Origin of the sequence: Streptomyces sp. NPDC002669, from assembly GCF_042889165.1 — a bacterium.
Classification (GTDB): domain Bacteria; phylum Actinomycetota; class Actinomycetes; order Streptomycetales; family Streptomycetaceae; genus Streptomyces.
Genome location: NZ_JBIAQQ010000008.1, coordinates 191,647 through 213,717, shown reverse-complemented (window position 1 = coordinate 213,717; position 22,071 = coordinate 191,647). Strand labels below are relative to the sequence as shown.

The following is a 22,071-nucleotide window of genomic DNA, read 5'->3' as shown; positions in this document are numbered from 1 at the left end:
CCCGGAAACATGGGCGCCGAGGTCTGCCGGGGGCACGCTGCGGCAGGTGGGACGGAAGGGGAGCGGGGAGATGGGCGAGGAAACGGTGACGGGGGAGTCCCGTACGGCTCGGTGCGCACGCCCGGACCGGCGGGCACGTGCGACCTGGCGCGCCCGCGCGGTCGCGGCCGGGGGCGCGGTGCTGACCCTCCTCGCCGGGCTCGGGGTCAGGGCGTTCGCGAACGGCGACTTCGCCAAGTACGCCGGGGACGCGCTCTACACCGTACTGATCTGCGCCCTGGTCGCCGTGCTCGCGCCCGGCGCGCGCCCGGTCGTCGTGGCCGGGGCGGGGCTGGTGTTCAGCTGGGCGGTGGAGCTGCTGCAACTGACCGGGATACCGGCGGACCTCGCCCGCCACGGCGCGGTGGCACGGCTGGTGCTCGGCTCGACCTTCAACGCGCCCGACCTGTTCTGGTACGCGGTGGGGGCGGGGCTCGCCGGGGCGGTGGCGGCCCTGGCTACTTCCCCTTCTCCCGGCTGCGCTCCTCGGACTTCTGCATCTCGATGACCTCGAAGACGTGGGCGCTGGTCTGCCTGCGCACACCGCCGGCGACCAGCAGCCCCGTACCGAGGACGGACAGGGGCACGGAGATCCCCAGAAGGGTCAGCTGCTTCGGTACGCCGCTCTCCACCTTGTACACCGCCGTGCCCCCGTAGTAGTACGTGTCCTCCGGGTCCGCCAGCAGGCAGCCCAGCCAGACCCACAGAACGCAGGCGATGAGCAGCAGTACGGCGCCCCAGACCTGCATCAGCGCGGAGCGGTGGTGGAAGTGCTGACGTGCCGCCCACTGCATGGAATCCCCCCGGACCGGCGCGCGACGGGGCCGGCGGGCCCGGCCCGTCGGCCGACTGGCGATCGTACGCGCACCCGGCCCCGCTCCTCCGGCCGGGGAGGCGACGGCCCCCGTGGCCCGATTCCTGCGAACCGTGTCCCTCCGGCCACTCGTGGCGGTACGCGCCCGACCGGATGCTGGGTGACGTGACCCAGACAACCCAAAGCCCCGCCGACCAGGACGGCGGCCGGAACGGCGACCGGCGGGCGGCCTCCGGGGCCCCTCGCCGCCCCGCCCGCCGACGCGTCCACCGTGCCTGGATCGTCGCCGTCGTCACCTTCGTGACGATCATCGGCGGCGCCGCCTTCAACTCCCTGCCCGGCCTCCTCATCGACCCGCTCCACACGGAGTTCGGCTGGTCGCGGGGGGAGATCGGGCTCGCCGTCTCCATCGACATGGCGCTGTACGGGCTGACCGCGCCGTTCGCCGCCGCGCTGATGGACCGCTTCGGCATCCGCAGGGTGGTCGTCGTCGCGCTCGGCGCGGTGGCGGCCGGGGCGCTGGCCAGTGTCTGGATGACCGCCTCCTGGCAGCTGATGATCTATTGGGGCCTGCTCGTCGGCCTCGGCACCGGCTCCATGGCGCTGGCGTTCTCCGCCACCGTCACCAACCGCTGGTTCGTGGCCCGGCGCGGCCTGGTCACCGGCATCCTGACCGCCGCCGGCGCCTCCGGCCAGCTGGTCTTCCTGCCGCTGTGCGCCTGGATCGTCTCCGAGCACGGCTGGCGCCCGGCCTCGGTGACCGTGGGGCTCGCGGCCCTGGTCGTCGTCCCGTTCGTCTGGTTCCTGCTGCACGACCACCCGGCCGACGTGGGCCTCGCCCCGTACGGCGGCGCGTACGTGGAAAAGCCCGCGCCCGAACGGGGCGCTGCGGGACGGGCCGTGCGCGTCCTGGCCGACGCGGCGCGCACCGGACCGTTCTGGCTGCTGGCCGGGACGTTCGCGATCTGCGGCGCCTCCACCAACGGCCTGATCCGTACGCACTTCGTGCCCTCGGCCCACGACCACGGCATGCCGATCACCGCCGCCGCCTCGCTGCTCGCCGTCATCGGGATCTTCGACGTCATCGGCACGGTCTTCTCCGGCTGGCTCACCGACCGCTTCGACGCCCGCAGGCTGCTCGCCGTCTACTACGCGCTGCGCGGGATCTCGCTGCTCTTCCTGCCGATGCTGATGGCGCCGACGGTGCAGCCGCCGATGGTGTTCTTCATCGTCTTCTACGGCCTGGACTGGGTGGCCACCGTCCCGCCGACACTGGCCCTGTGCCGGGAGCAGTACGGCAAGGACAGCGCCATCGTCTTCGGCTGGGTCCTCGCCTCCCACCAGGTGGGCGCGGCGCTGGTGGCGTTCCTCGGCGGAGTCGCGCGGGACACGTTCGGCTCGTACGACGTGGTCTGGTACGCGTCGGGGGCGCTGTGCGCGACGGCGGCGCTGATGGCCCTGGTGATCCGGCGGGTCCGCGCACCGGAGGACGCGGCCGGGGCCACGGGCTGAGCGGCGGGCGGGGCGGCCCGCGCTTCAGGCCGCCCGGCCGTCGGCGGAGAGTTCCCCGGCGACGGCCAGGAAGACGTGGAGGTTCACGACGTCGCTGACCGCGGCGTTGCACCAGACACTGGATCCGCCGGCCCTCGTGACGAGGACCCTGCCCGACGCGATCCGGATCTCCCGGACCTCGGACCAGGGGAGGCGCCCCATCGTCCTGGCGGTGATGCCGGTACGGGAGAGCGAGAAGTACCCGAAGTCGACCGTCCCGCCCTCCAGGGCCGATTGCAGGGCCGCCGGACCCTGGGCGCGCAGGATGCACTGCTGCATGTGGGGCCCCCAGATCTCGGGGCCTTCGTAGAAGTGTGTGATGCCCGCGTTGTCGCGGCCCGGCCCCACCGCGGAGTAGACGTACTCGGTGGGGCCCGGGACGCCGTTGATGATCTTCTGGGTGATGTCCTGGTAGAGCCGCACGGAATCCCAGCGGATGGCGACCGTGCCGTCGCCGGATTGCGGGTTCACGATCAGTCCGTTCTCGAACAGGTGGAGGCGCTTGGCGGCCTGCTTCCGGCTGAAGTCCGGTGTCCGGCGCAGCCACCAGAGGAACAGCAGACCGGGTATCACGAACATCGCCAGGAGGTGGATCGTCATGAAGATGTAGAGGGCGAAGATCATTTTGTTCAGGCGCTTGGGGACGAACGTGCCCTCCAGGGCGCCGAGTCGGTGGGCGGAGGCCAGTTCGACGGCCTCGGGCGACAGGGGTCTCGGTGCTGCTGCCATGGATTTCTTCCTCGGGTGCGCAGGGGCGTCGGATGCCGGCGGAGCGGGGTCGGCGGCGACGTCCGAACCCGTTCCTCGACGCTAGGGCGACATCGGGCATCCCACCAGCGACTGGATCGCATGCGAGCCATGCTTGGATGGAATGTGTTCGAGATCGACGCACTGCGTCTGCTGGTGACTGTGGCCGAGACCGGGTCCTTCACGAAGGCCGCGGCACAACTCGCCTATACCCAGTCCGCGGTGTCCCGGCGCATCGCCTCGCTGGAGAAACGGGCGGGCGGCCCGCTCTTCGAACGGCTCGCCCGGGGCGTGCGGTTGACGCCGGCCGGGCACGTGCTGCACCGGCACGCCGTGGAGGTGCTCGACCGCCTGGCGAGGGCGGAACACGAGATGGCCGCGATCCATGCGGGGCGGGGCGGGACGCTGCGGGTGGGGGCGTTCGCCACGGCCAACATCTCCTTGGTCCCCGGCGCGTTGCGGGCGTTCTCGCGGTCCGCGCCGGACGTCGAGGTCATCGCGACCGAGGGACGGAGCGGTGCGCTGATGCGGGGCCTCGCGGAGGGGGCGCTCGACCTGGCCGTGGTGAGCGACTACCCGGCCGGCCTGCCGTCCTTCGACGCCGTCACGACCGAGGTCCTGCTGGAGGACGAACTGTTCGTCGTGCTCTCCCGCACGCACCGCCTGGCCGGGGCCGGGACGGTCGACCTGCGCGAACTGCGCGACGAGACCTGGCTCCAGGACGTGTCCGCCGACCGGCCCACGCTGCTCGCCGAGGTGTGTGCCCGAGCCGGTTTCAGGCCGAGGAGGACGATCAGGATCGCCGAGTGGACCGGAAAGTTCGGCTTCGCGGCCGCCGGGCTGGGAGTCGCGCTGGTCCCCTCGCTGGCCGTCCGGGCGGTCCCCGCCGAACTCTCCGTCCGCCGGCTCGGCGACCTCGCTCCGCGCCGCACCGTGCACGTCGCGCTGCCCGCCGCCGCCCCGCTTCCGGCGGCGCTGGCACTGCGGGAGCTGCTGCGCGAGGCCGCGGGCTGAACGACCGTCCGCCGGGGCTGCGGAAGAGGACCCCGGGGGGCCGCGGAAGCGGTCCGGGCGGCTGTCCGCCGGGGGCCGGGGTGTTCAGCCGTCGAGCGGTCCGAACCGTCCGAACATCCCCCGGTGGAACAGCAGCGGCCCCGCCCCGTCCGCCGTCCCCGCCGTCCCCAGCGCCTCCACCCGGCCGACGACGATCAGGTGGTCGCCCCCGGTGTGGACGGCGTGGATGCGGCAGTCGATCCAGGCCGGTACGGACTCCAGCAGCGGCGACCCGGTCACCGGTGCCGCCCCGTACGCCACCCCCGCGAACTTGTCCGCCCCGCTCACCGCGAAGCCCCGGCACAACTCGCCCTGGTCCGCGCCGAGGACGTTGACGCAGAAGACCCCGGCGCGGGCGATGCGCGGCCAGGTCGTCGAGGTGCGGGCGACCATGAAGGCGACCAGCGGCGGATCGAGGGAGAGCGAGGCGAAGGACTGACAGGCGAAGCCCGCCGGGCCCTCCCCGCCGTCAGGGGCGGGTGCGGTGACGACGGTGACCCCGCTGGCGAAGCCCGTCAGGTCCTCCTCGCCGTCAGGGGCGGGTGCGGTGACGACGGTGACCCCGCTGGCGAAGTGGCCGAGTACGCGGCGGAATTCGGCCGGGTCGACGGGAGGGTGCTCGTCGTCGGCGACCGCTCGCAGCTCCGGGCGCGGCAGCGGGTCGACGGATGCCGGTCCCGTACCGGTGGCGGCGCCGACGGACCTGAGATACCGGAGGGCGGTTGCGGCCATGCCTGCGTGTCCCATCATCCTTCGATTAGAGCTGACGGCTCGTCAGATTGGAAGGGGGGTGGTGGTGGAGGCCGGGCGCGGGGGCCTGGCTACTCTCGCCCCACAGGCAGGGCCGGGGCGAGGGACGGGGGAAGGCGCATGCCGATGTCCGAGGCGGAGGACGCCGGGCCGAGAGGAAGCACGGGGCCGGAGGGAAGTGCCGGGCCGGAGGGAAGTACCGGGCCTGCGGAGGGCGCCGATCCGACGGGAAGCACCGGGCCGGTGAAGGCCGCCACGACACCCGCCCCCGAGTCCGAGCCCGGTCCCGTATCCGTGCCCGCCTCCCCGCCCGCCTCCCCGCCCGCGTCCGAAGCGGACGACGCGCCGGCGGTGTGGGCCGCGCGGCCGATCCTGGCGGCCGCGTGCACGCTGTACATGGGGGCCGTGCTCGGCGTGGAGATCGACGGGTTCGCGCAGCTCGCCCGCCCGTCCCTCGGGCCACCGCCCGGCCCCTGGGCGGCGCTGTTGATCGCGCCGTTCCTGATCTGCTTCGGGGGCCCGTTCGCCCTGGTGGCGGGCCCGCTCCTGGTGCTTCCCACGGTCTCGGCGGCGCGTTGGGCGGGGACCCGGTTCACCGGCCGTGACGCGTGGTGGTGGGTGCCGGTGATCGCGTCGGTCGTGGCCGCGGTGGGTGCCGCGGCCCTCGGCCGGGCCTGGCACCTCGGTCCCGGCCCGTCGGCCCTGGGCTGGTCGGCGGGCGCGACGCTGCTCACGGCCGCCGCTCTCGTGGCCCGCCGCACCGCACTGCGCGGAGGCAGGGTCCGGCACGTCCTCGGCTGGGGCGCGGTGGCCGCGGTGGCCGTGTTCGCGGTCGGCACGGGAGTGTTCGCCACCGGCCTGGTCCCGGAGTACCGGCCGCCGAGGGTCGACGCGGCGGAGCTGGCCGGGAGCTGGACCGACGGCGGGGGCGGCACGTTGGAGCTGGTCGCCGACGGCACGGCCTTCGCCGAGGGGGTGACGGACCATGCCGAGGCGTACGCGGACGACGCGGAGCCCACCGCCGCGAAGTACCGCTGCTCGGGGCGGGGCACCTGGAGCTACGGCGAGGGCGAAGCCACGACGTGGGACCAGCGCGTGTGGATCCGGATCGAGGACTGCCCCGGCCTGGACGACCCCGACGGGTGGCGGATCGGCGGTACCCCGGACCGGCTCGAATTCAGCAGTGGGTACGGCGACCCGGACTCACCGGGCTGGTACACGTTCACCCTGCGGTGACCGGTCCCCGACGGTCGTCGGCATCCGGTTCCCGGCCGGACCCCCGACGTTCGTCGGGGGTCCGGCCTGCCGTTCGGCCCGGGTGCCCCGCGTCCCCCGCTCCTAGGTTCGCGTCCCATGAGACGAGTGAAACGAGAAGCCGGAAACAGGGCCGGAAGCGGCACCGGCACCAGGGCCGGTACGCGCGCCGCCCGGCCCCTGCTCGCCTGCGCCGTCCTGGGCGCGGGCGCGGTGGCCGTCGTGGGCCTCGCCCCCGGCGGCCTGGGCACGGACCGTGCCGTGGAGGTGACGGGCGGCGCGTCGGCGTCCGCGTACCGCTCGGTGACCGGGGCGGTGGCCGAGGCCCCGTCCTGGACGGGGCCGGTGCTGGAGGCGGCCACCGAGGGCACCCTGGTGGTCCTCGGCCTGCTGCTGGTGTGGGTGTGGTGGAGCGCCGTGCGACGGCGGGACGACCGGGTGACCGCCGGTACGGTCCTCACCGGCATCGGCACCGTGCTGGCGTACGGCGTCAGCGAGGCCGTGAAACTGGTGGTGGACGAGGAACGCCCCTGCCGGGCCCTCGACCGCATCGCGGAGACGGCCGCCGAGTGCCCGCCGCCCGGCGACTGGTCCTTCCCGAGCAACCACGCCACCCTGGCCGTCGGCCTCGCGGTGGGCCTGGCCCTGCTGCGCCCGCGCCTGGCCGCCGTCACCCTGCCGGTGGGCGCGGCGGCGGCGCTGCTGCGGGTCGTGGTCGGGGCGCACTACCCGCACGACGTGCTGGCCGGAGCGGTCCTCGGGGCCTCGGTGGTCGCGGCCGTGCTGTTCGCCTTCCTGCCGCTCGCCCGGACGGCGGCGTCAGCGATCGGACGGCGGCTGCGCGGGCGCGACGATTCCGGCCTCGTGGGCGACGACCGCAGCGGCGGCCCGGTTGTCCACGCCCAGCCGGGCCAGGATGGAACTCACATGCGCCTTGACCGTCCCCTCCACCACGTGGAGCCGCCGGGCGATCTGCCCGTTGGACAGCCCGCTGCCGAGGAAGGCCAGTACGTCGCGTTCCCGGGCGGTGAGCGCGGCGACCCGTTCCCGGGCGGCGGTGCGGCGGCCGGCCAGGGCGCCCGCGCCGGTGGCCGAGAGGTGGGCGACGACCCGCGCCGCGACCTTCGGTGACAGATAGGCGGCGCCGTCGGCCACCGCGCGCACTCCCGCGATCAGTTCCTCGGGCTCGCCCGACTTGATCAGGAACCCGGCGGCGCCGCCCCCCAGTGCCCGGAGGATGTAGTCGTCCTCGCCGAACGTCGTGAGCATCACGACCCCCGTCCCCGGGGCGGTGCGCCGGATCTCGGCCGCGGCCTCGATGCCGTTCGTCCGGGGCATCCGGATGTCGAGCACGGCGACGGCCGGGTGGTGGGCGTGCACCAGTTCCACGGCCTCCCGCCCGTCGGCGGCCTCGGCGACGACCTCGATGCCGGGGTCGGTGGACAGCACGGCGCGCACCCCGGCGCGGATCATCGGCTCGTCGTCGGCGATCAGCACCCGGATCACCGGCCGCTCCCGGGAAGGCGGGTCGGACTCATGGGGCCAGGGCCTCCTTGGACATCAGCCGGCCGTCCCGGAAGCAGAGCCGGTAGGCGTCCCCCGACCGGTCGTCGAAACGGTCCGCCGTCATCGCGTAGTACGCGCATGTGATGCCCTTTCCCCTCGGTTCCCCGGCCACCGGCCGCTGCCTGGTCTCCCGGTCGGGCAGCAGCCGCCCGACCGCCTCCCGATCCTGTCCCACCCGCAGCCGGGCGTAGTCCCCCGGGTCCAGCACCGACTGCCGGGCGGAGTGGACGTCCCAGGCCATCAGCGCGGCGGTCAGCAGCGCCCACACCACCAGGGGCAGCACGACCGCCAGGACCAGCGCCCGGCGGACCCGGCTGCGGGCGTGCCGGTGCTCCGGCGGCAGGGCCGGGGCGGCGGCCGACGACGGGGCCGGGGACACGGCGGGCGGCCGGTGGGCGGGCGGGGTGTGCGGGATCCGCGCGGTGACCGCGAAGCCGCCCCCGTACGGGCCGTGCCCGAACGTCCCGCCCGCCAGCCGCACCCGCTCGTCGAGCCCGATCAGCCCCCGCCCGGTGCCCGGGGCACCCCCGGCGCGGACCGGGGCGGGCGGGGGCCCGTTCTCCACCCGGACCGTCGTCCCCCCGGCGGTGTGCGCCACCCGCACCTCCACCCGGGCCCCCGGCGCGTGCTTGGCCGCGTTGGTCAGGGCCTCCTGGACGACCCGGTGGGCGGCCCGCGCGGCGGTCGGGGGCGCGGCGTCCGCGTGCCCCTCCACCCGCAGGTCCACCGCGAGACCGGCCGCCGCGGCCTCCTCCACCAGCCGGGGGATGCCGGTGCCGGGCGGGCCCGGCGGCTCGTCGTCGGCCTCCTCGCGCAGCAGCCCGATCACCTCGCCGAGCCGCTCCACCGAAGCGGCGGCGCGGGACCGGATCTCCCCGGCCGCCGCCCGGTGGGCGTCGTCGAGCCCGGGGGCCAGCTTGAGGGCCCCGGCCGACAGGGCGATGAGGCTGAGGTCGTGCCCGAGGACGTCGTGCATGTCCCGGGCGATCCGGGCCCGCTCCCGGGATCGCGCCTGCTCGGCGACCAGCTGCTGTTCGCGCTCCAGCCGGGCGGCCCGCTCCCAGCCCGCCCGGGCGAGTTCCTGGTACTGGCGCCAGAAGCGCCCCACGAACCACGGCAGCACCGCGGCCACCGCCACCACGGCGACGAACCGTCCCGCCATCAGCAGCCAGGAGGGCACCAGGGCCACCGCCACCACCCCGCCCGCGAGGAGCGCGACCAGTGCGAGGAGCGCGGACCCGGTCCTGCCCGGCTCCCGCCCGGCGAGGAGGGCGGCCGCGGCGGCGGGCAGCGCCCACCACGGGCTGACGGCGCTCAGCCCGACACAGGCCGCCGCCGTGACGGTCAGCAGACCGCCCCGGGTGGCGGCCCGCCCGGCCGCGCCGATGATCGTCGCTCTGTCCACCCGGACGACGGTACGCAGACCGGGGGTTTCCCGGCACTGCCGAAAGTCACGGTTCCCGGACCGGCCCCGGCCCGGAACGGGCTGGCGCGGGGCGCGGGGATGGATTAAGGTCCCCAGCGAGACGGAACGTTCCGTCTCGTCAATGCTCAGGACCGGACGCCGTGGAACACCGGACACGGAACGCGGCGCCGGTCACGAACGAAGGAGCGGCCCCGTGCCGAACACCAGGACGTGGTTCATCACCGGCGCCTCCCGCGGCCTGGGGCGCGCCTTCACCGAGGCCGCCCTGTCCGCCGGGGACCGGGTCGTGGCCGCCGCGCGCGACATCGCCCCGCTCGCCGGCCTCGCGGAGCGGCACCCGGACGACTTCCTCGCGCTGCCCCTCGACGTCTCCGACCGCCGGGCCGTGTTCGAGACCGCGGACCGCGCGGCGGCGGCCTTCGGCGGCCTCGACGTGGTGGTCAACAACGCCGGCGGAATGCTGTACGGCATGGTGGAGGAGGCCACCGAACAGCAGATCCGGGACCACTTCGACGTCAACTTCTTCGGCGCGGTCTGGGTCGCCCAGGCCGTGGTCCCGCACCTGCGCGCCCGGGGCACCGGCCGCCTCCTGCAGATCACGTCGATGGGCAGCGGCGGCGGCATGGCCTCCGTCGGGTTCTACGGCGCCGGCAAGGCGGCGCTCGGCTCGGTCGGCGAGGCGCTGGCGATGGAGGTCGAGCAGTTCGGCATCAAGGTCACCGTCGTCCAGATGGGCGGCTACGCCACGGGGCTCTTCACGACCGGCACCACGACGACCGAACCCGACCCCGCCTACGAGGAGTTGCGCACCCGCCTGGCGGAGATGTGGGGCGACGACGCCGGACCCGACCCGAGCGAGGCGGCCCCCGCCCTCCTGGAACTGGCCGCCCTGCCGGACCCGCCGCTCCGCCTGATCCTCGGCAGCCGGTCCTTCGACCTGGTCCAGGAGATGGACCGGGCCCGCACCGAGCAGTACCTCGCCTGGGAAACCCTCAGCCGCACGGCCCCGGGCTGACCCCGCACACCGCGAACACGCTCCGCCGTGCACTGCTAACTTGGGTCGTACGACCCAACCAGGCGGGAGGAGGCACCGGATGACCAGTGCGCCCGACTACAGCCGGGGCATCGACTCCGAATGCGCTCTGAAGTTCGCGGTGCAGCGGATCCGCGGGGACCGGGCCCAGATCATCGAGGGGATCATCGAGCCCATGACACCGACCTGGGACCACGAACGGGCGGCCCGGGTCGTCCGCCGGCAGATCGAGGACCGGGTCGACGAACTCGGCTGTGTCGAGGGCTCGGGCAACCTGGACCTGCCCGGCTCGTCGAACTGGTACGTCCCCGACATCGCCGTCGTGCCCGAGGAGCTCGCCAGGGGAGGCGGGGCGCTGCTCCCCGACCAGACGCTCCTGGTCGTCGAGGTCACCTCGGAGTCGAACGCGGAGACCGACCGGGTCGTGAAGCGCCGCCGCTACGCCGAGTACCGGGCGCCGCTGTACCTGCTCGTCGACCGGATCGAGGGCAGCGCGACCCTGTTCTCCGAGCCCGGCCACCTCGGTTACACCCGGGTGGACGGCCCGCACCCGTTCGGTACGGTCCTGAGGCTGCCGGAGCCGTTCGACCTGGACCTGGACACCGGCGGGCTGTCGCCCGTGTGACCGGTGTGAGCCGCGGGGCGCCACGACCGCGCTCCGCCGCCCCGTACGCCTCACAGCCCCCGGTACTCCGGGGCCCGGCGTTCCACGAAGGCCGCCACGCCCTCGTTGGCGTCCCGTGTCGTCATGTTGATCTCCTGCGCCGCGGCCTCGGCGGCGAACGCCGTCGTGCGGTCGGCGTCCAGGGAGGCGTTGACGAGCTGCTTGGTGAGGGCGATGGCCCGGGTCGGGCCGTCGGCCAGCCGCCGGGCCCACGCCCGGGCGGTCTTCGCCAACTCCCCGTCCGGCACGACCCGGTTGACCAGGCCCAGCCGTTCCGCCTCCGTCGCCGGCAGCGAATCGCCGAAGAACATCAGCTCCTTGGCGCGCTGCGGGCCGATCAGCCGGGGCAGCAGATACGCGCCGCCGGCGTCCGGCACCAGGCCGCGGCGCACGAACACCTCGATGAACTTCGCCGACTCGGCGGCCAGCACCAGGTCGCAGGCGAACGCGAGGTGGGCGCCGAGACCGGCCGCGGTGCCGTTGACGGCCGCGACCACCGGCTTCTCGCAGTCCAGGACCGCCCCGATCAGCCGCTGCGCGCCGAGCCGGATCGTACGGGCCACGTCGCCGGGCACCCGCTCCCCGCTCGTCGTGGCGCCGCGCAGGTCGGCGCCCGCGCAGAAGCCGCGGCCGGTGGCGGTGAGGACGACGGCCCGGACCGCCGGGTCGGCGGACGCCTCGAAAAGCAGTGAGATGACACGTTCCCGCTGGTCACGGGTGAGGGCGTTCATCGCTTCGGGGCGGTTGAGCGTGATCAGGAGGACGCCGTTGTCAGTGGCGTGGAGTACCAATGAATCAAGCGGGTCGGGGGACCCGGCGGACTCGGTGGTGTCTTCGGGGGAGGACGGCATGGGGCAACTCCTGGGCGGACGACGGAACGGACTGCGGGGTGTTCGGCGGGGCGGTTCCGGGCGGGATGTTCGGTGGTGGCGCGGGGGCCGTTGCGGTGGGGGCCGTGACGGTTCGTGGCTCCGTTTCCGGCGTCGGGGCGCCGGGCGGGGACCGGGGCCGTACGGGGGCCGGGGCGGCGGGCACGGGGCCCGCGCCGCGGCGGCCCCGACGCACCGGGCCCCTGGTGGCGCGGCCCGTGGCGGGGGTGGCGGTGGGGCCGGTCAGCGGCAGACGGCGAGTGCGTCCAGCGCCACCGCGCCCTGGCCGCGCCCCAGCACCATCAGTGGATTGATGTCCAGCTCGGCGAGGTCGTCGCCCAGTTCCAGTGCCATCCGCTGCACCCGCAGCACGACCTCCACGAGCGCGTCCACGTCCGCCGGGGGCCCGCCGCGCACGCCCTCCAGCAGGGCCCGGCCGCGCAGTTCGGCCAGCATCGACCGCGCCTGGTCCTCGCCGAACGGCGGCACCCGCACCGCCGCGTCGTGCAGCACCTCGACCAGTACGCCGCCGAGCCCGACCGTCACCGTCGGCCCGAAGAGCGCGTCGTGCGTGACGCCGACCATCATCTCGACGCCCCGCTCGATCATCTGGCAGACCAGGATCCCGTCCAGCTCGACGTCCTCGAAGCGCGCGATGTCGGTCAGTTCGCGGTACGCGTCGCGGACCTGGCTCGCGGAGGTGAGCCCGACCTTGACCAGGCCCAGCTCGGTCTTGTGGGCGAGCCGGGCGCCGGACGCCTTCATGACGACCGGGTAGCCGACCAGCCCCGCGGCCCGGACGGACGCCGCGGCACTGGTCACCAGCTGCTCGCGCGGCACCCGTATCCCGTACGCCCGCAACAGCTGCTTCGCCGCGTGCTCGCTCAACTGGCGGCCCGGCCGCATCAGCGCCTGCGCCTTGCGGAACGAGGGCGAGGGCGTGCGGGGCGCCTCGTCGAAGGGGGAGCGGTAGGAGGCCGCGAAGCGATGGTGCTCCAGATAGGCCCGTACGGCGGTGATGCAGTTGCCGAAGGTGCGGAAGGTGGCGACGCGGGAGGAGCCGAGCAGCGTCGTGCGGTACGCCTCCTCCGTGCCGACCGGCGACCCCCACACCACGCACACGAGCTTGTCCGTGCTCTCCGCGGCGTCCACCAGGTCCTGCGCGAGCCGGTCGCTCATCGGCGGGAAGGGGCCGGTGATCGGGCAGATCAGCACCCCGACATCGGGGTCGGCGAGGATCGCGTCGATGATCTTCCGGCCGCGCCAGTCGCCCACCGGATGGCCGCCGTTGTCGACCGGGTTCGCCACGTTCAGGTAGTCGGGGATCCACTCGTGCAGCTCGCGCTGCTTGGCCTCGGACAGGGTGGGCAGGCTCAGCCCGGCCCCGGTCGCCAGGTCCGCGAAGTGCGCGCCCGTGCCGCCCGAGATCGAATACACCACGACCCCCTCGGCCTGCGGCCTGCGCGCCCGGGCGAGCAGGGCCGAGGTGTCCTGGAGCTCGTCGAGCCCGTCCACCCGGATCACGCCGAACTGCCGCATCGCCGCGTCCACCACCTGGTCGGCGCCGGTCAGCTTGCCGGTGTGTGACGCGGCGGTCCTGGCCCCCGCCTCCGTACGTCCCACCTTGACCGCCACGACCGGGACCCCGGCCCGGGCCGCCCGGTCCGCGGCGAGCAGGAAGGAGCGCCCGTCCTTGAGCCCCTCCACGTAACAGGCGATGGCCCCGACCTCGGGGCGCTGCGAGAAGTACGAGATGAAGTCGGCGGTCTCCAGATCCGCCTCGTTGCCCGTGGGCGCCCAGTGCGAGAGCCGTACGCCCAGCTCCTGGAGGGTGAAGACGGGGCGGCCCTGGTGACCGGACTGGGTGATCAGCGCGATCGCCGGTCCGTCGAGGTCGTCCCGGAACCGCTCGAAGGCGTTGAGGTTGGTGTTCGGCCCGAGCAGCCGCAGTCCGGAGCGGGCCACCGCCTCGGCCAGCCGCTCCTGGGCGGCGGCGCCCTCCTCACCGGTCTCGGCGAACCCGGAGGCGAAGGCGACGGCGAACCGCACCTCTGCCTGCGCGAGTTCCTCGATCACCGGGAGCGGGTCCCCGACCAGCAGCACCGCCAGGTCGACCCGCTCCGGCAGCTTCGCGACGGAAGGGGAGCAGGGCCGCCCGAACACGGACTCCCGCGTGGGGTGCACGGGATACAGCCGCGCCCCGACCCGCTCGGCCCAGTCGATCAGCTGCCGGGTGATTCCGGTGTTGGGGCGCCCCTCGGCGTCGGACGCGCCGACGACGGCCACGGACTCGGGCCGGAAGAACCGGTCCAGGTCCGGCACGGCCGCGTGCAGCGGCCGGCCGCTGACGTCGAGGAGGCCCTCCGCGGCGGCGGCCGTCGTGCTGTGGACGGCGGCGTGCGGTTCCTCGCCGCAGGCCACCACCCGGGCGCGGAAGTCGGTGGTGAGGGTGCCGTGAGTCGATCCAAGCATCGTTCCGCCCACTTCTGCTCGGGGTCCGTCGGGTGATCGTGCCCGGCCAGCCCGTAGCTGACACTCTGTCAGGTTACTGAACTGACGGCTCGTCAGGAATGGGTGTGCAGGCAAAGGCTGGAGGAAGGGAGACGGAGAGGGAGGCGGGAAGGGAGACGGAGAGGGAGGCGGGAAGGGAGGAGGGGGAAGAGGGAGGGAGCGAGGGGAGCCGGAGTGGCCGAAGCCGGTCGGCCGGATTCGTACAACCTCCGGGTGATCTTGGTTGTCCAACGTGCGGGCCGGATTCACCGGCCGTCGTCCGCCACTCCTGGCGCTTCCCCCGGGGAGAAACATGAGACCCCTCTCCACCCGACGCACCGTGCGTCTCGGCTTCTGCGCCGCCGCGGCCGCCGGACTGCTGACCGCAGGGCTCGCGGCTCCCGCGTTCGCGGAGGAACAGTCCGACCAGCTCTGGATACAGGCGCCCGGCGAGCAGAAGGTGACGGCCGTCGGCGACCCGTCGCAGGGCAGCCCGCTGGACATCGGGCTGTACCACGACAACGACAACTTCACCGTCACCGACGGCCGGCTCACGGTCGACATCTCCGGTGTCGCCGGAGTCGCCGAGGTGACCTGGCCCGACAACTGCGCGCCGACCGGGACCACGGCCGTGTGCACCGTTCCCCAGGTGCCCGTCATCGGTGACGCCTACAGCCCGCAGGTCCACCTCACGGTCCGCGCCGCCGACGGCGCCGCGCTCGGCGCCCAGGGCCGGATCACCTACGCCGCCACGGCCACCGGCGGCCCCGACGGCATGCTGGAGGCCCCGCGCGACTCGTTCGACACCACGGTCACGGTCGGTTCGGGCCCCGACCTGTCCCTCGGGCCGATCTCCCCGGTGGGCGGACTCCTGCCGGGCGACGTCCGGACCGTTCCGTTCGCGGTGACGAACAAGGGCGGCGAGCGCTCCGAGGGCCTCACGGCCAGGTTCACCGCCTCGTACGGCCTGGAGTTCCTCAACCGGTACGCCGAGTGCACGTACGCGACGATCGGCGACGCCGACTACGTCCCGATGACCGAGGCCACCTGCTCCTTCGACCAGGTGATCGAGCCCGGCGGCTCCTTCGCGCTGCCCGCACCGCTCCGGATGGCCCTTTCCGCGCACGCGTACGGCGAGCGGCTGGACATCACCGTCGAGCCCGGCAACGGCGCCGCTGACCTCTCGGACGAGGACAACTACGCCATGGCCCGCTTCACCGCGGCCAACACGGCGGACTTCGAGGCCCGGGGCGCGAACGTCTCCGGCGCCGCGGGCGAGACCGTCACCGCCGAACTCGGCTTCCGCAACAACGGCCCGGCCTGGATCGGCAACCTCGGCTCCGGCGACTCGGTCGCGACCGTCGACTTCACCGTCCCCGGCGGCGTCACCGTCACCTCCGCCCCCGAGGGCTGTGAACCGCGCACCCTGAGCGGCGGCCACTACCCGCAGGCGACCGGCGCCCCGCGCTACAGCTGCGAGATGCCGTACTGGGCGCTGCCCGACACCACGCGGTCCCTGCCCTTCGAGTTGCGCATCGACCAGGTGATCCCCGACGCGACCGGCCGGGTCATGCTCACCACCGGCGGCTCCGGCCCCGCGTCCTTCCCGTTCGACCCGCAGTCCGGCAACAACACCGCCCAGCTCGTGGTGAACGCCACGCCCACCGCCTGATCCCCACGCCCCGGCGCGGGGCGCGCCCGGTCCTCCCGGCCGCGCCCCGCGCCGCTCCGGCTCCGCGGCTCAGGGCAGGAACGCGTAGAACGGCCCGTCGGACACGAAGTTGCGGGAACACAACGTCACGTCCCGGCCCTTGAGATAGGCCAGCAGCCACTCGCCGAACGTCATCTCGTAGAGGGTCCAGGCCGGGCTGTCGAACTCCTGGACCACCACCCGCCAGGGCGCCGAGGGGCCGTCGGGAATCCGGAGGAAGACCGCCTCGCCGGTCGTGGCCGACGCCACCGGTATCAGTTCCCCGGGCCCCGACCCCGCCGGACCGGGCAGGAACTCCACCATGTCCTCGTCGCGCCAGAGTTCGAGGTCGTCCCTGATGTCCTTCCCCAGGCTGTGCAGGAGATGGCCGGCGGGATGCGTCAGATACAGCTGGTTGTTGACCTGGACCGAACCGTAGGCGTCCACGATCTCGCGGAAGTCCTCGGGGAACGTGACCCCGAGCTCCCGTTCCAGCTCGGTCCACGGGGCCGGATCGGTCCAGTTGAAGTGGGGCTCGCCCAGCAGGGCGGTGATTTCCGGAAGCGTTGCCGTCACGGGTTTCCTTCGGGGACGTCGGGCCGATGCCCGTCCTGGGGCCGGGCGCGGGCCGGGAGAAGGGGCCTCCCGGACCGCCGGGGCCGTGCACGCTCATCCTCGCCCGTGGCACTGACAGTTCCCGGTCACCACCGACAGTTCCGGGGCACTGCCGACGGTTCCGGGTGACCTGTGTCAGTGGGTGCCGACCGCCCGTTCCGGCTCGTACGAACGGGGCGGCATCACTTCGTCGGCTCCAGAATGCGGTCGAGTGTCCGGCGCCCCATTCCGCTCATCGCCGGATTGCTCTCGGCGTAGTACCAGACAAGACCCATCGCCTGCTCGAAGGCCCATGCCCTGCCGCGCTCCCACTCCAGGTCGTCGCAGGCCAGTGCCTGCCGGAGCACTTGCCGGGGCCCTGACTCCAACAGGTGCCAGGCGCCGACCAGATCCAGGGCGGGGTCGGCCGGGCCGAAGCCGCCGGTGTCGAGCACGCCGCTGAGCCGGCCTCCCGCGACCAGTACGTTGCCGGGAATCAGGTCACCATGGCTCATCACGTCGGCGGCCGTGCGCGGTAACTTTTGGAAGCGGCTCCACAGTTTGCGCAGCCGGGGTACGTCGAGCAGCCCCTCGCTCTCCTCGAAGCACTTCGCCACCCAGTCGTCGTGGTGGGCGAGAACGCCCCCACGGTTCTCGCCGCTGAAGCGCCGCCCCTGCGTCCCGGCGCCCCGCAGGGCTGCGATGAAGGCCGCGAGGTCCTCGGCGAAAGCGTCCGACCCACTCGGGTCGGCATCGAGGGCGACCGTCCCCGGCAGCCATGTCTGGACCGACCACGGCATGGGGTAACCCGCTCCGGGCTCTCCCAGGGCGACGGGTTCCGGAACGGGGAACCGGGACACCCGTGCCAGTTCCGCGCTCGCCCGGGCTTCCCGTTCCAGGACCGCCAGCGCCTCCGCGGCATCGGTCGGACGCAGCGGGAAACGCGCGGAGAGGTCGTCCCCGATGCGGAAGACGGCGTTGACCGTACCGGTCGACGTCAGGTGCCGGACCGCCTTGCCGCTCCACCGAGGGAACTGTTCCTTGATCAAGGTCGCGACGATGTCGGTGGTCACGTGCACTTGGTCATCGTGCATGGCCAATCTGGCAGGCCCTTCCACTGGTCCGGTCCGAAACGAAGGAGGCAGTCCGGATCGACTGGGACGACGGCCAGTATTCCGATGCCGGGCTCCGGATCAACCGAGTTTTTTCGGCGACCCAGGTGTCTCTTCGGTCATGGTCCGCGCCCATATCCGAGCCCGCGCCCCGAGCCCGCACCCCGAGCCCGCGGACCCCCTTCTCACCAGGCGGTGAGGTCGACCGCGCGGACGCAGTGCGGATCGGTTCCGTCGGTCGTCCAGCGCTCCTCCTCGCGTACGAGGGCGGGGAGCGCGGCGAGCAGCGCGGTCAGCGCACCGGTGAGACGCACATCGACCGCGACCGGCCCGTCGGCCTCCTCGACCGCGACGTAGAGCCTCATCCTGTCCTGCCCGGTGAGCAGGAAGCCGCACAGCGGGGGGTCCGGCGGTGTCTCGGCGAACGGCCGGGTCAGGGTTCGCAGCACGCGCAGCACGCGGTCCGTGCGTGTCGGCGGGGCGGGTTCGACGGCGGAGGCGTCCACCCGGACCAGACCCATGCCCATCACGGACGCATCCGGACGTGGGGGACCGTCGGCCACGAGCGTCCGGACCCAGCCCAGTACCAGCGGGGCGGTGACCGGCTCGTCATCGTCGTCCACTAGCGGTACCTCGTAGACGACCGGTGCATCCGGTTCCACGGCGTCGGTGTCGATGCCGGTGCCGGTCACGACCCGGACCGCATCCCGTGTCGGCAGCACCCCGCGCAGGAAGGTCCCGCCGACGAAAGGCACCGCCGTGTGGTCGAGGAGGAACTGTGTGACGTATGCCTGCTGCTCGACCGTCTCCTCGTACGGGCCGTTCACTGGTTGATCCAGTCCGGACACTTGTTGACGCCTTTGCAGTAGGCCGTGATCACGCCGACCTTTTTGCCCTTGCCCGCGTCGTATTCGCCGTCGGCCGTACGGCGGGCGTACTGCACGATGACCACGATATTGACCAGTCGGGTGCCGTTGCGGGCGACCCCGTGGTACTCCAGGCGTCCCCCGTTCTTCTTGTCCACCTTCCCGGCCAGAGCCGCCTCGACGATCCGGCACCTCTTGATGTTGTGCTTGCCGGAGAAGTGGTTCCAGCCGAGTTCGCCATTCCCGTACCGCGTGGGGATCACCCGTCCCTCGGGATCGGTCTGCTCGCACCGCACCTTCTTGTTCCAGTACCGCTGTGCCGACGCGTCCGGCACCGGCCCGGCCGCGAGTGCGGCACCTGCGGCTGTCGCCACGATGGCGCTGATCAGTTTCATGAATGGAACGTGTCATGCATTGTCCCGGTATACGGTCTCTTCGCTGCCGGAGTCCCCCGACGGATGACTCGGATGGGTGCGTGAAGGCCCGGCCGGGCGCACTCGTCACGGGCGATCCGCCAGGTGCCGCGCGGGCGGGGCGCCTTGGCGGCCCTCGTGGAAGGGGCCGACCGGAAGACCGGCCGTGTGCGGCGCGGACAGGCCGCAGGCAGCCGTCGGCCCAGGACCTCGGCGGGCTCCCGGAGTGGTGGGCCAGGGAACGATCCGGGAAGGCCGGGACTAGATTCTTCGCATGTCTTCGCACCTCAGTCATGGCGCTTCGGGGGCCCTGCGACGCTTCGCCGGATGGCTCGCCCGAGGATCGGTGGGCCATCCGATGCTGGAGGGGATCGACTACTGGGAAGAGCTGCGCGAGTCGCCCTCCCAGATGGAGATCTGCGTCGCGATCTTCGCCAACGTCCTCGAACTGGACGAGCGGGGCGAACCGGTCAACGAGAAGCACGCGGAGCGCCGGGCCGCGGTCTGGCTCCACCGGTACTGCACCGGGGAGCTGCCTCCGGGGGAGCCGGACATCGAGCCCTGGGAGTGCCGGCTTCATTGACCGCTGCCGTGCGGTGCCGTGCGCGGCCCGATCTGCCGGGCCCGGACGGCCCAACACCGGATAACCGACTGGGTAGTTGAGTCCCAGTGGCCCCGTTGACGCTCCGCTCTCCCGCCCCGACCCGTTCTGGCATGATGCGCTGTCAGTGCCTGGGAGGGCTGCGCCGTTCGCAGAGGAGGGGCCGTGTTCGACGGGCTGGAGCCGGAGGACCCGCGGCAGGTGGGGCGGTACCGGATCGTGGCGCGGATCGGCGCGGGCGGCATGGGGCAGGTGTATCTGGGGCGTTCGCCCGGTGGCCGTCCGGTCGCGCTGAAGGTGGTGCGTCCGGAGCTGGCCCGGGACGTGGACTTCCGGCGCCGCTTCGTTCGTGAGGTGACGGCGGCCCGCAGGGTGAACGGGGCTTTCACCGCCGGGGTCGTCGACGCCGAACCCGACGGTTCACCGGCCTGGCTGGCAACCGTCTACGTATCCGGTGTGTCGCTGGGCGAGGCGGTTGCCCGGCACGGGCCGTGGCGGGCCGAGCACGTGCTGGCACTCGGCGCCGGTCTGGCGGAGGCGCTGGAGGCGATCCACGCCGCCGGCGTCGTGCACCGCGATCTGAAACCCTCCAACGTCCTGCTGGCCCCCGACGGTCCCCGAGTGATCGACTTCGGCATTTCGACGGCGAGCGAGGCCAGCGCGCTGACCCACACCGGCATGACGATCGGCACGCCCGGCTTCATGTCCCCGGAACAACTCACCGGCCGGTCCGTCGGCCCAGCCAGCGACGTCTTCGCACTCGGCGCGGTGCTCGCCCACACCGCTGTCGGCATCGGCCCATTCGGCACCGGCACCCCTCACGCCCTGCACTTCCGCGCCGTGTACGAGGAGCCCGACCTCGACGCCCTTCCGCCGGAACTGCGCGGAATCGTGGCGGCCTGCCTGGCCAAGGAGCCCGATCGGCGGCCCACCGTGGCCGACCTGCTGCACCGGCTGACCACCCCGGGCGAGGGGGATACGGCCGAAGCGGCGCCCCTGCTCACGGAGCCCGGCTGGATGCCCGACGAGGTCGACCGGCTGGTCCGGGCGAAGGCCGCCACCCCGCTGCCCCGCAACCCCGCCCCGACGCCGACGCCCGCCGCAGTACCGACCCCGACCCCGACCGCGCCGGACATACCCGCCGCACCGCACGGAGCCGCGCCCGAACCGGTGCGGACGCCCGCCGCGCCCGCGACGCCCGCCGCGACCGACAACACTTCCCCGGCCGCCGCCCCGGCCCTGCACGACGCACTCACCCAGAGCGCCGACCATGCCGCGCAAAGCCCCGGCGCCCCGCCCCCGCCCCTCTCCCGGCGCGGCGTCCTGCTCGCCGTGACGGGTACGGCAGCCGCCGCCGGACTCGCCGTCGCGGTCTGGAAGACCGCCGACAGGGGTTCCGGGTCCGCCGGCTCGCCCTCCGCCCTCCAGCCATCCGCGCGAAAGCCCACCCGTACCACCGCTCCACCGGCCCCCCGCAAGCCGGGCCAGAAAGTCTGGTCCTTCTACGCCGGCGACGAGGTGATGACGAAGCCGACCGTTGCGAACGGCGTCGTCTACTTCGGCAGCAACGACCGCAACCTGTACGCGCTGGACGCTGCCACGGGCAAGAAGCGCTGGTCGCTCGACACCGGCAGTGTGCTCTACTCGACGTCCGTCGTCGTGGGCGATCTGCTCTATGTGGGCACTTACGACAACGGCCTGTACGCGGTGGACGCCGCAACCGGCAAGAAACGCTGGGTCTTCGCCACCGGCGGATCGGAATGCGCGTCGCCGGCCGTGGTCGACGGCGTCGTCTACGTCGGAAGCGGTGACGAGCACTTCTACGCGGTGGACGCGGTGACGGGCAAAAAGATATGGAGCTTTCGCTGCCGCAAGAACGGCTCGGTGACGGAGCAGCCGGTCGTGGCGAACGGTGTCGTGTACTTCGGCAGCGACGACAACCATCTCTACGCGCTGGACGCCGGGACGGGAAAACGACGTTGGGCCTTCCCCATGCTCGACGGCGTGAACTCCGCCCCGGTCGTGGCCAACGGCCTGGTCTACATCTCCACCAGCCGCCTGTACGCGGTGAATGCCGCAACGGGGAAGCAGCGATGGTCCCGCACCGGCATCAAATACAAGATGCTGCCCGGCCACCGTTCTTTCTCGGCGCCGACGGTGGCCGACGGCGTGGTGTACGTCGGCGACAGCATCGAGTATCTGTTCGCGCTGGACGCCGCGACAGGCAAGAAGCGCTGGGCTTTCGAAACCGAGAACAGTGTCTTCCCCGCCGCGGCTGTGGAGGACGGGGTGGTCTACGTGTGCAGTGAGGACGGCAACCTGTACGCGGTGGATGCACGGACAGGGAAGAAGCACTGGGCCTTCCATACAGGCGCTGGTCTGGGGGCTTCCCCGACGGTGGTGGGCGATGTGGTCTACGTCGGCAGCAAGGACCGCAGCCTGTACGCCATCCAGACATGACGCCACCGGCCCCCTGTCGGCTGGACCCTGCCGGTGATCCTGGACGAAGTCCTGTGGGGTGATTGCCCGTTGGGTCGAT

20 protein-coding genes and 1 pseudogene are annotated in these 22,071 nt (G+C 73.1%); 10 read left to right on the top strand and 11 right to left on the bottom strand.

What is annotated here, in order from left to right:
- Window positions 1-70 precede the first annotated feature (70 nt).
- Window positions 71-547, top strand: coding sequence for a DUF2809 domain-containing protein (locus tag ACFYW1_RS15465; RefSeq protein WP_388991853.1), 477 nt, complete (start codon window positions 71-73; stop codon window positions 545-547).
- Here the strand turns inward: ACFYW1_RS15465 and ACFYW1_RS15460 are convergent.
- On the bottom strand, window positions 498-833 hold the full coding sequence (locus tag ACFYW1_RS15460; protein ID WP_388991850.1) for a hypothetical protein: 336 nt from the start codon (window positions 831-833) through the stop codon (window positions 498-500). The genes ACFYW1_RS15465 and ACFYW1_RS15460 overlap by 50 nt on opposite strands.
- A gap of 173 nt (window positions 834-1,006) precedes the next feature.
- Between ACFYW1_RS15460 and ACFYW1_RS15455 the strand changes: the two genes are divergently transcribed.
- A complete protein-coding gene (locus tag ACFYW1_RS15455) occupies window positions 1,007-2,365 on the top strand; it encodes an MFS transporter (RefSeq protein ID WP_388991847.1) in 1,359 nt (452 codons plus the stop codon).
- A gap of 24 nt (window positions 2,366-2,389) precedes the next feature.
- Here ACFYW1_RS15455 and ACFYW1_RS15450 read toward each other — a convergent pair whose 3' ends face one another.
- Window positions 2,390-3,133: a DUF6585 family protein gene (locus ACFYW1_RS15450; RefSeq protein WP_388991844.1), complete on the bottom strand. Its 744-nt coding sequence runs from the start codon at window positions 3,131-3,133 to the stop codon at window positions 2,390-2,392.
- A gap of 129 nt (window positions 3,134-3,262) precedes the next feature.
- Between ACFYW1_RS15450 and ACFYW1_RS15445 the strand changes: the two genes are divergently transcribed.
- The gene (locus ACFYW1_RS15445) at window positions 3,263-4,165 is read left to right on the top strand and encodes a LysR family transcriptional regulator (RefSeq protein ID WP_388991841.1); all 903 of its coding nucleotides are present in this window, start codon (window positions 3,263-3,265) and stop codon (window positions 4,163-4,165) included.
- An 84-nt stretch (window positions 4,166-4,249) separates the two neighbouring features.
- Here ACFYW1_RS15445 and ACFYW1_RS15440 read toward each other — a convergent pair whose 3' ends face one another.
- Window positions 4,250-4,936, bottom strand: a complete 687-nt coding sequence (locus ACFYW1_RS15440; RefSeq protein ID WP_388991838.1) for a flavin reductase family protein — start codon at window positions 4,934-4,936, stop codon at window positions 4,250-4,252.
- A gap of 261 nt (window positions 4,937-5,197) precedes the next feature.
- Here ACFYW1_RS15440 and ACFYW1_RS15435 point away from each other — a divergent pair, with 261 nt between their 5' ends.
- Together ACFYW1_RS15435 and ACFYW1_RS15430 are read left to right on the top strand one after the other, a co-directional pair.
- Window positions 5,198-6,190 (top strand): hypothetical protein, encoded by a 993-nt coding sequence (locus ACFYW1_RS15435; protein ID WP_388991835.1) that lies wholly within the window; start codon window positions 5,198-5,200, stop codon window positions 6,188-6,190.
- Window positions 6,191-6,307: 117 nt separating this feature from the next.
- A pseudogene (locus ACFYW1_RS15430) lies at window positions 6,308-6,934 on the top strand (phosphatase PAP2 family protein); the annotation flags it as partial.
- 93 nt (window positions 6,935-7,027) lie between these two features.
- Here the strand turns inward: ACFYW1_RS15430 and ACFYW1_RS15425 are convergent.
- Window positions 7,028-7,714 carry a response regulator gene (locus ACFYW1_RS15425; RefSeq protein WP_388991832.1) on the bottom strand — a complete coding sequence of 229 codons (687 nt, stop codon included), beginning with the start codon at window positions 7,712-7,714 and terminating at the stop codon, window positions 7,028-7,030.
- Window positions 7,715-7,742: 28 nt separating this feature from the next.
- Complete coding sequence (locus ACFYW1_RS15420) at window positions 7,743-9,179, bottom strand: sensor histidine kinase (protein ID WP_388991829.1); 1,437 nt, start codon at window positions 9,177-9,179, stop codon at window positions 7,743-7,745.
- A gap of 214 nt (window positions 9,180-9,393) precedes the next feature.
- Between ACFYW1_RS15420 and ACFYW1_RS15415 the strand changes: the two genes are divergently transcribed.
- Together ACFYW1_RS15415 and ACFYW1_RS15410 are read left to right on the top strand one after the other, a co-directional pair.
- Window positions 9,394-10,215, top strand: coding sequence for an SDR family NAD(P)-dependent oxidoreductase (locus tag ACFYW1_RS15415; protein ID WP_388991826.1), 822 nt, complete (start codon window positions 9,394-9,396; stop codon window positions 10,213-10,215).
- 79 nt (window positions 10,216-10,294) lie between these two features.
- Window positions 10,295-10,858: a Uma2 family endonuclease gene (locus ACFYW1_RS15410; protein WP_388991823.1), complete on the top strand. Its 564-nt coding sequence runs from the start codon at window positions 10,295-10,297 to the stop codon at window positions 10,856-10,858.
- Window positions 10,859-10,908: 50 nt separating this feature from the next.
- Here ACFYW1_RS15410 and ACFYW1_RS15405 read toward each other — a convergent pair whose 3' ends face one another.
- Together ACFYW1_RS15405 and ACFYW1_RS15400 are read right to left on the bottom strand one after the other, a co-directional pair.
- Complete coding sequence (locus ACFYW1_RS15405; protein WP_388991820.1) at window positions 10,909-11,748, bottom strand: enoyl-CoA hydratase/isomerase family protein; 840 nt, start codon at window positions 11,746-11,748, stop codon at window positions 10,909-10,911.
- Window positions 11,749-12,009: 261 nt separating this feature from the next.
- The gene (locus ACFYW1_RS15400) at window positions 12,010-14,238 is read right to left on the bottom strand and encodes an acetate--CoA ligase family protein (RefSeq protein WP_388991817.1); all 2,229 of its coding nucleotides are present in this window, start codon (window positions 14,236-14,238) and stop codon (window positions 12,010-12,012) included.
- A 331-nt stretch (window positions 14,239-14,569) separates the two neighbouring features.
- Here ACFYW1_RS15400 and ACFYW1_RS15395 point away from each other — a divergent pair, with 331 nt between their 5' ends.
- Complete coding sequence (locus tag ACFYW1_RS15395; protein ID WP_388991814.1) at window positions 14,570-15,928, top strand: hypothetical protein; 1,359 nt, start codon at window positions 14,570-14,572, stop codon at window positions 15,926-15,928.
- 69 nt (window positions 15,929-15,997) lie between these two features.
- On the opposite strand, the gene ACFYW1_RS15390 is transcribed toward ACFYW1_RS15395, so the two are convergent.
- The 4 genes from ACFYW1_RS15390 to ACFYW1_RS15375 all read right to left on the bottom strand — a co-directional run bounded on the left by ACFYW1_RS15390 (window position 15,998) and on the right by ACFYW1_RS15375 (window position 18,913).
- Entirely contained in the window at window positions 15,998-16,522 is a 525-nt protein-coding gene (locus tag ACFYW1_RS15390) for an SMI1/KNR4 family protein (protein ID WP_388991811.1), read from the bottom strand.
- Window positions 16,523-16,743: 221 nt separating this feature from the next.
- Window positions 16,744-17,634 carry an aminoglycoside phosphotransferase family protein gene (locus ACFYW1_RS15385; protein ID WP_388991808.1) on the bottom strand — a complete coding sequence of 297 codons (891 nt, stop codon included), beginning with the start codon at window positions 17,632-17,634 and terminating at the stop codon, window positions 16,744-16,746.
- 203 nt (window positions 17,635-17,837) lie between these two features.
- Complete coding sequence (locus ACFYW1_RS15380) at window positions 17,838-18,500, bottom strand: hypothetical protein (protein WP_388991805.1); 663 nt, start codon at window positions 18,498-18,500, stop codon at window positions 17,838-17,840.
- Window positions 18,476-18,913, bottom strand: coding sequence for a hypothetical protein (locus ACFYW1_RS15375; RefSeq protein WP_388991802.1), 438 nt, complete (start codon window positions 18,911-18,913; stop codon window positions 18,476-18,478). The genes ACFYW1_RS15380 and ACFYW1_RS15375 overlap by 25 nt, the downstream gene beginning before the upstream one ends.
- 292 nt (window positions 18,914-19,205) lie before the next feature.
- Here ACFYW1_RS15375 and ACFYW1_RS15370 point away from each other — a divergent pair, with 292 nt between their 5' ends.
- Together ACFYW1_RS15370 and ACFYW1_RS15365 are read left to right on the top strand one after the other, a co-directional pair.
- Window positions 19,206-19,514 (top strand): hypothetical protein, encoded by a 309-nt coding sequence (locus tag ACFYW1_RS15370; protein WP_388991799.1) that lies wholly within the window; start codon window positions 19,206-19,208, stop codon window positions 19,512-19,514.
- A gap of 183 nt (window positions 19,515-19,697) precedes the next feature.
- Window positions 19,698-21,992: a PQQ-binding-like beta-propeller repeat protein gene (locus tag ACFYW1_RS15365; protein WP_388991796.1), complete on the top strand. Its 2,295-nt coding sequence runs from the start codon at window positions 19,698-19,700 to the stop codon at window positions 21,990-21,992.
- Window positions 21,993-22,071 lie beyond the last annotated feature (79 nt).